15 protein-coding genes are annotated in these 13437 nt (G+C 65.4%); 4 read left to right on the top strand and 11 right to left on the bottom strand.

What is annotated here, in order from left to right:
• Window positions 1–723, top strand: coding sequence for an enoyl-CoA hydratase/isomerase family protein (locus ACFFP0_RS07760; protein WP_377258486.1), 723 nt, complete (start codon window positions 1–3; stop codon window positions 721–723).
• A 44-nt stretch (window positions 724–767) separates the two neighbouring features.
• On the opposite strand, the gene ACFFP0_RS07755 is transcribed toward ACFFP0_RS07760, so the two are convergent.
• The 8 genes from ACFFP0_RS07755 to speB all read right to left on the bottom strand — a co-directional run bounded on the left by ACFFP0_RS07755 (window position 768) and on the right by speB (window position 8987).
• Window positions 768–1706, bottom strand: coding sequence for a thioesterase family protein (locus ACFFP0_RS07755; RefSeq protein WP_377258483.1), 939 nt, complete (start codon window positions 1704–1706; stop codon window positions 768–770).
• A gap of 162 nt (window positions 1707–1868) precedes the next feature.
• Window positions 1869–2771, bottom strand: a complete 903-nt coding sequence (locus ACFFP0_RS07750) for an IclR family transcriptional regulator (RefSeq protein ID WP_377258480.1) — start codon at window positions 2769–2771, stop codon at window positions 1869–1871.
• Window positions 2772–3146: 375 nt separating this feature from the next.
• A complete protein-coding gene (locus tag ACFFP0_RS07745) occupies window positions 3147–3917 on the bottom strand; it encodes a carbon-nitrogen hydrolase family protein (protein ID WP_377258477.1) in 771 nt (256 codons plus the stop codon).
• Window positions 3918–3930: 13 nt separating this feature from the next.
• A complete protein-coding gene (locus tag ACFFP0_RS07740) occupies window positions 3931–4725 on the bottom strand; it encodes an ABC transporter permease (protein ID WP_377258474.1) in 795 nt (264 codons plus the stop codon).
• Window positions 4722–5576, bottom strand: coding sequence for an ABC transporter permease (locus ACFFP0_RS07735; RefSeq protein WP_377258471.1), 855 nt, complete (start codon window positions 5574–5576; stop codon window positions 4722–4724). The genes ACFFP0_RS07740 and ACFFP0_RS07735 overlap by 4 nt, the downstream gene beginning before the upstream one ends.
• Window positions 5573–6610 carry an ABC transporter ATP-binding protein gene (locus ACFFP0_RS07730; protein WP_377258468.1) on the bottom strand — a complete coding sequence of 346 codons (1038 nt, stop codon included), beginning with the start codon at window positions 6608–6610 and terminating at the stop codon, window positions 5573–5575. Before ACFFP0_RS07730 ends, ACFFP0_RS07735 begins: the two co-directional genes overlap by 4 nt.
• A 159-nt stretch (window positions 6611–6769) precedes the next feature.
• On the bottom strand, window positions 6770–7858 hold the full coding sequence (locus tag ACFFP0_RS07725; protein ID WP_377258465.1) for an ABC transporter substrate-binding protein: 1089 nt from the start codon (window positions 7856–7858) through the stop codon (window positions 6770–6772).
• A 70-nt stretch (window positions 7859–7928) separates the two neighbouring features.
• Window positions 7929–8987 carry an agmatinase gene (speB, locus tag ACFFP0_RS07720; protein ID WP_377258462.1) on the bottom strand — a complete coding sequence of 353 codons (1059 nt, stop codon included), beginning with the start codon at window positions 8985–8987 and terminating at the stop codon, window positions 7929–7931.
• A 161-nt stretch (window positions 8988–9148) separates the two neighbouring features.
• Here speB and ACFFP0_RS07715 point away from each other — a divergent pair, with 161 nt between their 5' ends.
• Genes ACFFP0_RS07715 through ACFFP0_RS07705 form a run of 3 tightly spaced genes read left to right on the top strand, consistent with a single transcriptional unit; the run spans window position 9149 to window position 11266 of the window.
• Window positions 9149–10090 (top strand): LysR substrate-binding domain-containing protein, encoded by a 942-nt coding sequence (locus ACFFP0_RS07715; protein WP_377258459.1) that lies wholly within the window; start codon window positions 9149–9151, stop codon window positions 10088–10090.
• Between the two features lie 57 nt (window positions 10091–10147).
• On the top strand, window positions 10148–10519 hold the full coding sequence (locus tag ACFFP0_RS07710; RefSeq protein ID WP_377258456.1) for a SecDF P1 head subdomain-containing protein: 372 nt from the start codon (window positions 10148–10150) through the stop codon (window positions 10517–10519).
• Between the two features lie 51 nt (window positions 10520–10570).
• Window positions 10571–11266 carry a DUF2161 domain-containing phosphodiesterase gene (locus ACFFP0_RS07705; protein ID WP_377258453.1) on the top strand — a complete coding sequence of 232 codons (696 nt, stop codon included), beginning with the start codon at window positions 10571–10573 and terminating at the stop codon, window positions 11264–11266.
• Between the two features lie 51 nt (window positions 11267–11317).
• Here the strand turns inward: ACFFP0_RS07705 and ACFFP0_RS07700 are convergent, their stop codons facing one another.
• The 3 genes from ACFFP0_RS07700 to ACFFP0_RS07690 form a co-directional block, all read right to left on the bottom strand.
• On the bottom strand, window positions 11318–11620 hold the full coding sequence (locus ACFFP0_RS07700) for a hypothetical protein (RefSeq protein WP_377258451.1): 303 nt from the start codon (window positions 11618–11620) through the stop codon (window positions 11318–11320).
• Between the two features lie 70 nt (window positions 11621–11690).
• Complete coding sequence (locus ACFFP0_RS07695) at window positions 11691–12725, bottom strand: glycoside hydrolase family 25 protein (RefSeq protein ID WP_377258448.1); 1035 nt, start codon at window positions 12723–12725, stop codon at window positions 11691–11693.
• A 128-nt stretch (window positions 12726–12853) separates the two neighbouring features.
• On the bottom strand, window positions 12854–13411 hold the full coding sequence (locus ACFFP0_RS07690; RefSeq protein ID WP_377258444.1) for a sugar O-acetyltransferase: 558 nt from the start codon (window positions 13409–13411) through the stop codon (window positions 12854–12856).
• Window positions 13412–13437: the final 26 nt, after the last annotated feature.

Genomic DNA, 13437 nt, shown 5'->3' with positions numbered 1-13437 from the left:
ATGTCCGAAGTCCTGATTTCCACGAGGGAGAACGTTCTCGAAATCACCCTCAACCGCCCCGACAAGGGCAATGCATTGACGCCGGATATGGCGCAGGCCATCACCGCCGCGCTGAAATCGATGCCGCCGGAAACCCGCGTCGTGCTGATGAAGGCGAACGGCCCCGACTTCTGCACCGGCCGCGCCGCGGCCATGCCGGCGCCCGGCTCTCGCGCCACGGCGTTCGACCTGAGGAACGCGATCTCCGATCCGGTGCTCGACTTCTATGAGGTCCTGCGCGAAATCCCGGTGCCGTTCATCGCCGCCGTCAGCGGCAAGGCGGCCGGCGTCGGCTGCGCCATCGCGGCGCTCGCCGACGTGGCGGTCGCCACGGAGACGGCCACCTTCCAGGTGCCGGAAATGAACCACGACATCGCCCCGACATTGGTCCTGAACGCGCTCGCCGACCGCATATCGCGCGCCGCACTCGCCCGCATGGTGCTCACCCGCGATGTCGTTCCGGCGGTTGAGGCCAGGATGCTCGGCCTGATCGGCATCACGGTTCCGGCCGATGGGCTCGATGCGGAAATCGCCCGCGTCGTCGGCCAGCTGGAGAAGAATTCGGTTCCGACCCTGCGCGGCATCAAGGCCTTCCTGTCGATGAGCCCGGAAACCTCCTTCGCCTCGCGCAAGGAGCTGGCGGCGCTGATCAACTGCGTCGCGACGGCGGAGAAGTTTCGCTGAGTTTGCCAAGCCGATCTTGCGGGGAGGATCGGCAAGGTGCGCTCTCAAAGTTCCAATCCCTCCGTCACATGTTCCGCCAGAGCCTGCCTTGCGGCCGGCGAAATTTCCACGATCGCCCGGGCATCCAGGTCGAAGACGATGGCGATGGACTGCATCGAACCGAACACACGGCCGGTGACGGGATCGACCATCCAGAAGACCAGCGACATGGTGCGCTTGTCGGTCCTGTGCAACCCGCCCCAGATCTCGAAACAGTCACCGATACGGGGCGTTTCGCCGTAGAGAATACGGAATTCCAGCACCGCGCCGCCGACCCTGCCGGGCGGCGTTTCCGCAAGCTCCCCGACGATTGCCCGAAGCGGCCCGGTCAGTTGCTTCACGCCGCCGCCGACGGCACCGATGAACCTCTGCGGCCCCATGCGGCCGAAAGCATCGCAGGCGTCCTGCTCGATCAGGCTCATCGCCGTGCGCTTCAGGCCGAACGCCATGGCCTGCTCGCGCGAGGCGGTCAGCGTCACCGGCTCGTCGTCGGTCCCGCGCGGCGCAGCCTCCCTGGGGGTCTCGACCAGTGCGTCCGCAACCCTTTCCCGAAAGGCGGCGGCCCACGGCAGCGGCGTCACACCGTCAGAGGCGTGCACATGCGTCAGCCGCACCCGGAAGGTCGCGGCCACCTGCCCGCTCTCGCTGTGGTGAAGGACGAAGATGGCGAAGGCCGTCATTTCGCCGACCTGCAGGAACCCGCCGGTCATGTGCAGCGGCGCACCCGCATGCGCCTCGCGGTGGAAGCGGATATGGTGTTCGTTGAAGGCCACCGTCGTTGCGGATAACGGCGAGAAGAGACCGGGCAGCCCCATGAAGCCGAACAGCATGGCGAGCCCTTCGTTACAGCGCGCGACATAGAACTGCGTGTTCCAGTGGTCCATCTCGTCCACTTCCCACTGGCGCGCGCTGCCGCGCCATACCTCGATCAGGTCGTTGCTCAAGCCGTTTCCTCCTGAAATACGATCCGCCGCTTCCTCCGGACGCATCGGAAATACGTATCAGGTAGCCTGTTATATCGCAATCGGGAAATGGCTATTCCGGCTTTGCCCCGGCATCGATCGCAACTTCCGCTCGATGAGCGTCACCGGCAGCGAAGAGCCCGTTCACCGCCCCGCCGTGCTCTTCGCCCTTGTCGGTTTCGGCGCTGCCGGCGGTGTTTCGCTTTCCTCGCCCTTCTGCCCGCGCCCGGGGGCTCCGAGCCGTTCGGAAAGCCTGTGCGTCGCGGTCATCAGCGCATCGAGCGCGGTTTTCTTCCGCGGGCCGGCAAGCTGCTTGTCCGAGCCGAGTACGGTGATCGTCGCGACGATGCGGCTGCTGTAGTCGAAGACCGGCGCGGCCATGGCGGCGAAGCTGGAATTGATGCTGTTGATCGTCATGGCGTAACCCTGCCTGCGCACGGTCTCGACGATCCTCTCTATGTCCTTCGCCGTCGTGATGCGCGGCGCGAGCGTGGCGGCTTCCTCGGAGGCATCCCGCCTGGCGGCGGCGATCTCGTCCTGCCGCACGCCCGCGGTCTCGCTTTCGTCGAGATAGGAAAGGAAGACTTGGCCCGTCGCCGAGTTGAGAAGCGGCAGGACGTAACCGAGGCGTACCGCAAGCGAGCCCTGCCGCTCGCCATCCACCTTGGAGACGATGCCGGGGCCGCGATCACCCCACAGCGAGAGATATGTGGCGAAGCCGGTCGCCCGTTGCAGCGCCGCCAGTTCCTCCCGCGCGAATTCCACGACGTCGAGCTGGCGGATGGCGGACAGGCCGAGCTGGATCGCAAAACGGCCAAGCCCGTAATGGCCGGTCGCCGGGTCCTGAAACGCCACGCCTTCCTTGACGAAGCTGACGAGGTAGAGATGGGCCTTGCTGGGCGGCATGCCGGCGGCAGCGGCGATATCGCGCAACGGCAGCGGACCGTTGGCGGCCTCCATGGCACGGATGACCTGGAAACCGACCTCGATCGACTGAATGCGGCGCTGGGTCCACTCCTCGGGTGGCTTTCCTTTATCTGATGCCATTCTAAATCCCCTGTGTTCCCAGATGATTATCCTTATATTCGAAAGAGGTCGAGCCTACTTCAGACGTAGTTTTCCACAGCCCGGAAGGCATCGGCGGGATCGGCCCCGACACGGGAAAGCGCCGCCGCATGGCAGCCCTTTCCCCAGGCAGACACAGGGAACCGGAGCGATGGATGTAAAAGGCCCGGTGCCCGGGAAATGCGTGTCATGAACTCCCCCTCCATGCCGATGATAGAACGCCATCCGACATTATCAAAGAAAAGGGCATCCGGCGAAGGCCAAATCGACGAAAGGCCGGCCGCCTCACGTCCGGGTCCGGATTCGACTTGAAGGATGGATGCGGCCGCTTCGAAGGGATGCGGCGGGCGCCGAAAGTCAAGGGAGGTCGGCGAGATAGGTGTTTTCGGCGCGGGACCGGGCATAGGCCGAGGGGTCCACCCCGGCGACGATCAGGGCCTCGCCCTCGACCCCTGCCGCGGCGACGAGCCTGCCATCCGGCGCGGCGATGCGCGACAGGCCCGCATAGGCGAACAGATCGTCGGTGCCGCAGTGGTTGACATAAGCGACGAAGACCTGATTCTCGAAGGCGCGCACCCGGATCATGTGCTCGGCGATGAAATCCCCCGACCAGCCCCTGGGCAGTGCCGTCGGCACCACGACGAGGTCGGCGCCGGCTTTCGCCAGCCGCCGGACATTTTCCGGAAACTCCACGTCGTAGCAGATCAGGAAGCCGATCCGGATGCCGCCGAGATCGGCCAGCACCTCGCGCTTGTCTTCCTGGCGGAACCAATGCCGCTCATAGGGACCGTAGAGATTGCACTTGCGGTAGACGGCCGTCTGTCCCTTGCCATCGGTGAAGAAGGCGCTGTTGAAGATTGCCTCGTGGGTCTGCTCGGCAAAACCGGCGACGATGGCAAGGCCGTGCCTTGCCGCGATCTCCGAGAGCCGATCAGTGACCGGGCCGTGGGCGGGGGTTGCGAGGCCGGGGAACCTGTCGGCGGCGCCATAGCCCGTCAGCGCCAGTTCCGGCGCGATCAGCAGCCCGGCTTCCCGCTCCGCGGCCTTTCCGGCGGCGGCCTCGATCTTCGCGAGGTTCGCCTCGATATCGCCGACGACCGGCTGCATCTGGAAACCGGCGATCTTCATCAGCCGCCCCCTCTTACTTGTCCTCTGCCATTGCGCCCAGCAGCTTCGGAAGGTCGCCGAAGCGCGCCACGAGACCGAAGACCAGAGCTGCGACAAGCAGGAACAGCACCGTCACGGACGCCATGGTCGGCGTGTAACCGTAGCGCAGCGCGTTGAAGATCTTGATCGGCAGGGTTTCCATGGTGAAGCCGACGGTCATGTAGGCGACGATATATTCGTTCAATGACAGGACGAAGGCGAAGGCATAACCCGAGACCAGATAGGGCAGGATGAGCGGCAGTACGACGGTGCGGAACACGGTACGGTCATCGGCGCCCATCGTGGCCGCCACCTCCACCAGCGACCGGTCGATCGCCGAAAAGCCGAGCGACAGCGTCACCAGCGGCAGGGTGACGAAAAAGATGCCATGGCTGATCACCGCCGTCCAGGGCTGGCCGTAAAAGCCGGTCGTGGCCCAGAAGGTGAGAAGCCCCAGAGCGGTGATGACCGGCGGCAGGGTGAAGGGCGCGATCCCGAGAAGCTGGAAGATGTTCGCCCATGGCGCCACGCGCCGCCACAGGAACCAGGCGAGCGGCAGCGCGATCAGAAGCGCCAGCAGGGCGGAAGCGGCCGCCAGCGTCAGCGAGGCGAAAAGCGCGTTGCGCCATTCGGGATTGGTGAAGATCTGTCCGTACCAGGAAAGCGAAAAGCCCTGCGGCGGGAAGGCGAGCGACTGGCGCTGGTTGACGGAAACACCCGCGACGACGATCAGCGGCAGGGCCAGGAACAGGCCGACGGCGAGGAAGAACAGGCGACGCAGGGCGGTCATTTCGCCTCCTTCTGCCGGCCGGCATAGAAGGCGAGCCCCACCAGCGCCAGCGAGACCAGCACGAGGAAAGCGGCCATGGCGGCGGCGAACGGCATGTTCGACTGGTAGACCGCCTGGTCGGTGATCAGCACCGAGAGCGTCCAGTGCTGCGGCCTGCCGAGCAGCTGAGGCAGAAGATAGCAACCGAGCGCGAAGACGAAGACCATGATCAGCGTTGCGACGATCGTGTTGCGAAGCGCCGGCACGACCACGGTGAAGAAAGCCTTCACCGGCGAGGCGCCGAGCGTGCGGGCCGCTTCCGTCAGCGTCGGATCGAGGCGCACGAGCGCCGGATAGAGGACCAGCACCGTATAGGGGAAGGCCTGGTAGGTCATGGCGGTCATGACCGCGCCGAAACTCGGGGTCAGCGCCTGCGCCTGTTCCATCAGCCCCAGCCAGACAAAAAGATTGGTGAGGCCGGCGGTGCGGGAGAAAAGCGTCGACCAGGCGAAGCCGATCATCACCTCCGAGAGCGACAGGATGGACAGGAGCGCCACCAGCCAGACGATCTGGATCTTTCGCGCCGCACGGGAGAGCAGGTAGGTGAAGGGAATGCCGATCACCACGCAGGCCACGGCCACCGCGATCGCCAGGAACAGCGAGAAGCCGAGCACCTTGCCGAAGAACAGGCTGAGGAAGCGCGCATAGTTGTCGAAGACGAAAGCGGCGGTATAGAAGCCGCCCTGCTGCCGCTGGAAGAAGGAAACCACGATCATCGTGGCGAACGGCACCACGAAGAAAACGGTCAGCATGCCCGCCGGGAAGAAAAGCGGCCCGTAGTCGGCAAGGCGCTGCGGCGGTTCGCGTCTCATTTGCCGAGCACCACGCTGGTCTCCGGGTCGAGGCGGATGCCGACGCTCTGGCCGACCGTCACGTCGGGCCGGCTGCGCGGCGAAGAGACCGCAACGACCTGCTGGCCGCCCGCCTCCACGAAGGTCTCGATCGCACCGCCGAGATCGCGGACGAAGGTGACGGTGCCGGAAATGGCGCCATTGCCGGGCGCCGTGAGCTGCACGTCTTCCGGCCGCACCGAGAGCATGCCCTTCGCCACGCCCGGGCCGAGCGTCAGGCCCTCGACCACGGCGCCCAGCACCGTTGCCCGGCCGGCGCCATCGGCCTCGACGGGGATCAGGTTGGTCTGGCCGATGAAATCCGCGACGAAACTGTCGGCCGGGCGCCGGTAGATGTCGACGGGCGGCGCGGCCTGGCGGATCTGGCCGCCGTTCATGACGACGACCGTATCGGCCATGGTCATCGCCTCGCGCTGGTCGTGGGTGACCACGATGGTGGTAATGCCGAGCCGCTGCTGGAGCTGGCGAAGCTCCACCTGCATCGCCTCGCGCAGCTTCGCGTCGAGCGCCGAGAGCGGCTCGTCGAGCAGGAAGAGTTTCGGCGAAATGGCGAGTGCGCGGGCGATCGCCACACGCTGCCGCTGGCCGCCGGAGAGCTTGTTGACGGAACGATCGGCAAAACCCGGCAGATGGATCATCGCCAGCAGTTCCTCGACGCGTTTCTTCTGAACGTCCCCGGCGACGCCGCGGATGCGCAACGAATAGGCGATGTTCTCGCCAACCGTCAGGTGCGGGAAAAGCGCCAGCGACTGGAAGACCATGCCGAGCTCGCGCCTGTGGGTCGGCACCTGCGTGATGTCCGCGCCGCCGAGCTCGATCGTGCCGCCGGTCGGCAGGTCGAGGCCGGCGATCATCCGCATCAATGTGGTCTTGCCGCAACCGGAAGGACCGAGCAGGCAGACGAAAGTGCCGTCCGGCACCGACAGGCTCACATCGTTGACGGCGGTGAAGGTGCCGAACTGCTTCGTCACATGGTTTATGTTCAATCCGGACATTCGGCCTCTCAGGCTCCCCTTCTCCCCCCTTGCGGGGGAGATGTCATCGGAGATGACAGAGGGGGTGGTTCAGCGAACTCTACTAACGAGGAGGATGTTGAGCCACTCCCCTCTGCCTGCCGGCATCTCCCCCGCAAGGGGGAGAAAGGCAAGACGCGCCTACCCCGCGATCATCTCCGTCCACTTCTGGTTCAGGAAGTCGGACTTGGTCTGGTAGAGGTCGTAGCGCGGAATGATCGGCTCGATATCGGAGGAGACGGCTGCGAATTCCTTGTCGGTCAGGTCGAGCAGGTCGCGCCTGACCGTCGGGGCGGTGCCCACCTTGCGCGACAGGATCGCCTGGATCGCCGGCTGGCACATGTAGTTGATGAAGGTGTGGGCTTCCTCCGTCTTTTTCGAGGCGCGCGACAGCGCCCAGCTGCCGGAATCCTGGATGCCGCCTTCCTTCGGGAAGGTGGAGCGGACCGGGTTGCCGTCGGCGGCGGCCAGACCGGTGACGTCGTGATAATACTGGCCCATCGGGATCTCGCCCGATTTCAGCGCCTGCTCGAACTGCGCCTCGTCGCGATACCAGAGGCGGACGTTCGGCTTCAGCTCGGCCAGCTTCTCCAGCGCCTTGACGATGCCCTCGTCCGTGTCGAGCGCCTGGGTGCCGCCCATGAAGGTCTTGGCCGTCACTTCCAGCAGGAAGGAGTTGGAAACAAGCGCCAGGAGGCCGAGCTTGTCCGCCTTGTCCTTGGCCCACATGTCCGCCCAGGAGGCCGGCGCCTCCTTGAAGACGTCGGTGTTGGAAACGAGCGTGATATACCAGGAAACGGCGCCGATGCCGGCAACCCTGCCGTCCGGATATTTGTTGACGAAGCGCTCGATGAGGTTCCTGGAGTTCGGGATCTTGGCAAGATCGAGCGGCGTCCACAGATCGGTCGCCTGCCCCTTCAGGATCGCGACCTGCGACATCATGGAGACGTCGGCGGGCGCGGCTCCCGCCTTGGCGGCCTGTTCCAGCTGCACCAGCCAGGCTTCCCCGGTCGGCTCGGCCACGGATTCCACGGCGATGCCAGTCGCCTTGGTGAAATCGGCGAAGATGTTCTTGTCGAACGAATCCTTGAAGTAGCCGCCGTAGACGCCGACCTTCAGGCTCTTGTCCTGGGCGCGCAGCACGGCCGGCATGGCCAGCATGGAAGCCCCGGCGAGACCGGCGCCGAGCACAGCGCGGCGGCCCAGTTTGGCGTTCAGGATGTCACGCATGATTTTCTCCTTCAATTGCCCGGCCGGTTGACCGCCGGTGAGTTCCCACTCTCGTATTGGCGATTTTATGTCAGGCCCGGCCCTTCACGGAAGGGCTGAAAACCATCAGGCTGAGGATTTCGAACAGCATCTGGGCGCCGGCATGAGCCGTGTTGCTGGTCGCGTCGTATTGCGGCGCCACCTCGACCACGTCGCCGCCGACGATGTCGATGCCCTTGAGGCCGCGGATCAGCTCCAGCGCCTCGCGCGTGGTGAGCCCGCCGATTTCCGGCGTGCCGGTTCCCGGCGCGAAGCTGGGATCGAGGCTGTCGACGTCGAAGGAGAGATAGGTCGGACCGTCACCGACGACCTGTCGCGCCTTCTCGACGATTGCCGGAATGCCGAGGCCCGTCACCTCCTCCGCATGGATGACGGTCATGCCGGACTCGTAGGAGAATTCCCAGAGATATTCGGCGGCGCCGCGGATGCCGATCTGGATCGTGCGGGCCGGATCGAGCACGCCGTCCAGCACTGCGTTGCGGAAGGGACCGCCATGGTGGAACTTCGTCTCGTCGAAAAAGCCGCTCGTATCGCAATGGGCGTCGATATGGATCAGGCCGACCGGAGCCTTCTTTCCGACCGCCTTCAGGATCGGATGGGTGATTGAATGGTCGCCGCCGACCGAAAGCGGCAGCACGCCCGCGCCGACGATCTGGCCGATGCGTTTTTCGATGTCGTCATGGCTCATTTCCAGCCGGTAGCGGCTGCGGAACGGCACATCGCCGATATCGGCCACGCGCAGCTCGTGGGTCGGCGCGCATTCCAGCACATGGTTGTAAGGTCCAACGCGCTCGATGGCGCGCAGGGCCCGCGGCCCGAAACGCGAGCCCGGCCGGTTGGTGACCCCGAGGTCCATCGGCATACCGACCATCGCCACCTGCAGGTCGCCGAAATCCGGGTTCTCCGCATCGACGGGCCTGTAGGGCGCATCGAGCAGTGTCGGAATGCCGGCATAAGGCGCCACGCGCGTGCCCGCCTTGTCGAAGATCTTGTCGCCCACCCGGCGGAACTTCTCGTCGAAGATCTGCCCGCCCCGGCTGTCGGAATATTTCGCCCGCAGCTCGTCGAGCTTCTTTGCGTCGAATGTCATGATCGCCTCGCCTGTCCTGACGGCGCGCTCCAGCGCAGCCTAAATTTTGTTCCCTCAGGGCCGTCGCCCTTGTTTTCATCATTATCGGTCAGGAGAGGATGGAAAAGCAATTGAGATTGTTCTAGCAGTTGACGTGAGAAAAACTCACAAGAAGGATCAAGATGACGAGCCGCCTGCCGCCCTTGAACCCGTTGCGCGCCTTCGAGGCGACGGCCCGCCGGGGCTCGGTTTCCGCCGCGGCCCGGGAACTCAACGTCACCCACGGCGCCGTCAGCCACCAGATCAAGGCGCTAGAGGAGTCGCTGAACGTGACGCTGTTCGAGCGTGGCGCGAAGCGGCTGAAACTGACCTCGGAAGGGGCGCTGCTGCTGCCCGCCGTCACCCAGGCCTTCGGCGAGATCGCCGCCGCGACGGCCCAGATGAAGCGGCCGGCGACGACGGGAGAATTGTCGATCACCTGCGTGCCGGCGCTGCTTTCCTTCTGGATCGTGCCGCGCCTCAACTCCTTCACCGAACAGTTTCCGGGAGTGAGGCTGAAGATCGCCGCCTCCAACGACCCGGCGCACCTTCATTCGTCGGATATCGATGTCTGCATCCTCTATGGCGACGGCAACTGGCCGGATGCCTGGACGCGGCTGTGGAGCAATCTGAAGCTTTTTCCGGTGGCAAGCCCGACGCTTCTGAACAGCCGGCCGTTGCGCTCCATGCGCGATCTCGAGGACCATGTGCTCCTGCACGGCGATGCGGACGGGCGCGAATGGAACATCTGGCTGGCGGCGGCGGACGCGATCGACCTGCCGCGGCGGCAGCAGCATTTCATGGGAGACGCGCGTTTCTCGACGGAGGCCGCGTTGCACGGACAGGGAATAGCGCTCGGCGACACGATCACGGCCAGCAACCTGATCGCCCGCGGCGAACTCGTCGTGCCGTTCGATCTGAGCGTGACGGCGAACGACGCGTTCTACGTCGCCTGCCGGCCGGCGATGCGATCGGCGCCGATCGTGCGCGTGTTCATCGACTGGATGTTCTCCTCGCTGGAAGCCGACCATCTGGCGGAGCCGCACACCTCGGCCCGCACGCTGCTGCGCAACCGGCGGGGATGACGTCCGGCCCGTTCGCCCTAGATCCCTGAATGTCGCGCGCAGACGAAGGAGGTTCCGATGTTTGCAAAGCTCGTGGCCGGCCTTGCGATTTCCATCCTGGGTCAGACGGCTGCCCTGGCGGAGATGCTCGAACTCAAGGTCGCAAAGGCCGAAGTGGCCCGGGACGACGTGCCGCCCGGCGGTGCGGTCGACGTCCTCCTGACGGATGAAAGCGCCGCGGCCGCGGCGGTATTCACGGGAAGCAGGGCGGGCAGGCAGATCCACATCCGCGCCGACGGCACCTTGCTGATGTCTCCCTTCATCCGGGGTCCGATGAACGGTCCGGCCATCAGGCTGAGTGGCGGGATGACGCCGGAAGCGGCGAAAAACCTCGCCTTGCTGCTCAACCATAGCGCCAGGCTGACCATCGACGACGAACCGGTCAAATAGATTGACCATTCATGCTAGCCTCCGGCGACTGATTCCCTCCGGCCGGATCTCATGGAAACCACGCTCTACCAGCCCGTCAAAACCTTTCTCGAAAGCTTCGGCTATCAGGTGAAGGGCGAGGTGGGCGGATGCGATCTCATGGGATTGAGCGAGGCCGATCCGCCCGTCGTGGTGATTTGCGAATTGAAGCTCGCCTTCAATCTCGAACTCATCCTCCAGGCGGTGGACCGCGCCAATGCGTCCGACGAGGTCTGGATCGCGGCGCGGATATCCGCCAGGGGCCGGGGCCGCGAGGCCGACCGCCGGTATCGCGATCTCTGCCGAAGGCTCGGCATCGGCATGCTCGGCGTGTCGGATACGGGCGAGGTCAGCGTCATCGTCAGTTCGGTCTCGCCGATGCCGCGCACCAATCCGAAGCGCCGCACGCGGCTGATCAGGGAACACCGCAAGCGCCGCGGCGACCCGGCCGTCGGCGGCAGCGCCAGAATACCGGTCATGACCGCCTATCGCCAGCAGGCGCTCGCCTGCGCGGCGGCACTGTCGAGTGGACCGCTCCGCCCGCGCGACCTGAAGGCGGCGGCGGCGAATGCCGGTCCGATCCTGCTTGCCAATCATTACGGCTGGTTCGAACGCGTGGAAAAAGGCGTCTATGCGCTGACCGATCTCGGACGCCAGGCGCTGGAGCGCTGGCCCCAGGCGGAGGCTCTCCAGGCAGAACCCGTCGGAACGGTCCCGAACGGACAATAGGAAACCGGCCGCCCCGAAAGGCAGCCGGCTTGGTTTTCTCCGCTCGCCGGCTTACGGCTGCGAGCCGGTGCCGCCTGCGCCGCCGCCTGCCGGTGGAGTCGCCGGTGCAGCGTTGTTCGCCGGCGGAGCGGCCGGCGTGGCAGGTGCCGGTGCGGGCGACTGGCCAGTCGCTGCCGGCGGTGTCGTCGAAGACGTGGTCTGGGTATCGGTGGGCGAACCGCCCATCTGCGACCACACGAAGGCGCCGACAAGGATGACGGCGATCACGGCGACCCAGGCCACCCACGAGGTGCTCCGGCTGGTGACCGGCTCGGGACGGTATTCGGGCTGTCTGTCATTGGGATCAAAAGTCATGATTGCTTCCTCCTTCTGGCAGACAATGTCCGCCGGAAGGATTTGTTCCCGATGCAACCTTCAGAAAATTTCAGCTTGCGCGGGGCGAGATCCAGTTGTGCCACTGTTCCACGCTGCCGTGGAAGACATTGAGGTCGATCTTGCCATCCACGCCATGCGACAGGCCGGAGCCGGAATATTGCCAGAAGAGCCACTTGCGGCCCGGATAGACCTTCGAGGGATGCTGGGCGACGGCACGCAACCAGAACGGGTAGTCGGTGAGCTCGCCGCTCAGGTTGTCCTCGTAGAAATCCGGCGCCGTGTAGATGATCGGGCGCTGGCCGTAATAGCGCTCGATCTTGTCCATGAAGACCTGCATCTTTTCCAATACGCGCTTGCGCGACAGCTTGGCCTTGCAGCTCGACTCGCCGTTCCATTCCACGTCGATGACCGGCGGCAGCGCGTCCGGATCGCGCGGGACGTTGCGGATGAACCAGTCGGCCTGCTCGCCGGCGGTGCGGCACCAGTAGAAGAAGTGGTAGGCGCCGCGCTTCAGGCCGGCCTCGCCCGCCTTGCGCCAGTTCGTCTTGAACATCGGGTCGAGGTGGTCGCCGCCGTCGGTCGCCTTGATATAGGCGAAGTTCGCACCCTGGCTGCGGAGCTTCGCCCAATCGATATCGCCCTGCCAGCGCGACACGTCGACGCCATGAACCGGATAATCGCGCGGCGACACGCGGCCGAAATTGATCGGCTTGGCGTCGCGGAAGCGGCGGCTGTAGATCTGCATGCGCCCGCGGCCCGGCGCCGGCTGGACGTCGGGCCTTTCCGGCATCAGCATGGCGACCGGTCTTTCGGACGGAAGGGGCATGCCGACCGTCCTCTGCTGCGCGAAGGCCTTCGGCTCCGGCATCGCCCCCGCCCATGCGAGCGTTTCCGCCTGAGGCGCGGCGATGCGCGAAGACTTGCCGACGCCGACCGAAGGAACGGGCGCTGCCGGCTGGATGACGGACCCCGTCGTTTCCTTCATGGCGACGCCCGCCACGAGGTTCTCCGGCTCGGAACTGGAGGCACAGCCGCTCAGGGCAAGGCAGGCGAGAAAGAGAGCTGGTACAGCCGATAGACGCATTTGGAACCCGTACGCAAAACAACCAAAGGACGGCAGCCCCCGCTCCGTCGATAACCCGTGACAGGATTTGCTAACGGAAAATTACCAAGAAATGCTGAATCCAATCTTTACGTGCACCAAAAAGAGAATCAGCCGCGCGGCGCGATCGGCCGGGCCGGATTGCCGGCCACCGTGGCGCCGGACGGGACATTCCGCGTGACGACGGCGCCCGCGCCGACAATCGCCCCCTCCCCGACCGTCACGCCGCCGAGGATGATCGCGCCGCCGCCGATCCAGACATCCGCGCCGATCGTGATCGGCCGGGCGATCTCGAGGCCCCGGGCGCGAAGGACCGGATCGCGGTGATGATCGGCGCAATAGAGCTGCACCGAAGGCCCCAGCATGGTTTGCGCGCCGATCCGGACCGGTTCGGTGTCGAGAACCGTGCAGCCGGCATTCAGATAGACGCCTTCGCCGAGGAAGAGGTTGAACCCATAGGCGCAGTGGAACGGCGCTTCGAGAAAGGCGCTGCCGGGCGCGGCCCCGAAAAGCGCGCGCAACGCCGGCGCCATAGCCCCCCGCTCGTCGGGCGGCATCGTGTTGTGGACGTGGCAGGCGATCCGGGCCTTCCGGCGCAGGCCGTCGAGTTCCGGATCGAGGCAGGAATACCAGTCCCCCGCCTCCATCTTCTCGCGCTCGCTCGCCATATCTCTTCCCCTGCCCTCTTCGCCGC

Source organism: Neorhizobium puerariae, assembly GCF_042429745.1.
GTDB classification, from domain to species: Bacteria; Pseudomonadota; Alphaproteobacteria; order Rhizobiales; family Rhizobiaceae; genus Neorhizobium; species Neorhizobium puerariae.
This window is presented reverse-complemented; position numbering and strand designations above follow the sequence as displayed.

Bases quoted from the DNA above. Each gene is read 5' to 3' on its own strand.
- ACFFP0_RS07760 (WP_377258486.1), top strand. From the start codon at position 1: ATGTCCGAAGTCCTGATTTCCACGAGGGAGAACGTTCTCGAAATCACC.
- ACFFP0_RS07750 (WP_377258480.1), bottom strand. From the start codon at position 2,771: ATGGCATCAGATAAAGGAAAGCCACCCGAGGAGTGGACCCAGCGCCGC.
- ACFFP0_RS07745 (WP_377258477.1), bottom strand. From the start codon at position 3,917: ATGAAGATCGCCGGTTTCCAGATGCAGCCGGTCGTCGGCGATATCGAG.
- ACFFP0_RS07740 (WP_377258474.1), bottom strand. From the start codon at position 4,725: ATGACCGCCCTGCGTCGCCTGTTCTTCCTCGCCGTCGGCCTGTTCCTG.
- ACFFP0_RS07735 (WP_377258471.1), bottom strand. From the start codon at position 5,576: ATGAGACGCGAACCGCCGCAGCGCCTTGCCGACTACGGGCCGCTTTTC.
- ACFFP0_RS07730 (WP_377258468.1), bottom strand. From the start codon at position 6,610: ATGTCCGGATTGAACATAAACCATGTGACGAAGCAGTTCGGCACCTTC.
- ACFFP0_RS07725 (WP_377258465.1), bottom strand. From the start codon at position 7,858: ATGCGTGACATCCTGAACGCCAAACTGGGCCGCCGCGCTGTGCTCGGC.
- speB (WP_377258462.1), bottom strand. From the start codon at position 8,987: ATGACATTCGACGCAAAGAAGCTCGACGAGCTGCGGGCGAAATATTCC.
- ACFFP0_RS07715 (WP_377258459.1), top strand. From the start codon at position 9,149: ATGACGAGCCGCCTGCCGCCCTTGAACCCGTTGCGCGCCTTCGAGGCG.
- ACFFP0_RS07710 (WP_377258456.1), top strand. From the start codon at position 10,148: ATGTTTGCAAAGCTCGTGGCCGGCCTTGCGATTTCCATCCTGGGTCAG.
- ACFFP0_RS07705 (WP_377258453.1), top strand. From the start codon at position 10,571: ATGGAAACCACGCTCTACCAGCCCGTCAAAACCTTTCTCGAAAGCTTC.
- ACFFP0_RS07700 (WP_377258451.1), bottom strand. From the start codon at position 11,620: ATGACTTTTGATCCCAATGACAGACAGCCCGAATACCGTCCCGAGCCG.
- ACFFP0_RS07695 (WP_377258448.1), bottom strand. From the start codon at position 12,725: ATGCGTCTATCGGCTGTACCAGCTCTCTTTCTCGCCTGCCTTGCCCTG.
- ACFFP0_RS07690 (WP_377258444.1), bottom strand. From the start codon at position 13,411: ATGGCGAGCGAGCGCGAGAAGATGGAGGCGGGGGACTGGTATTCCTGC.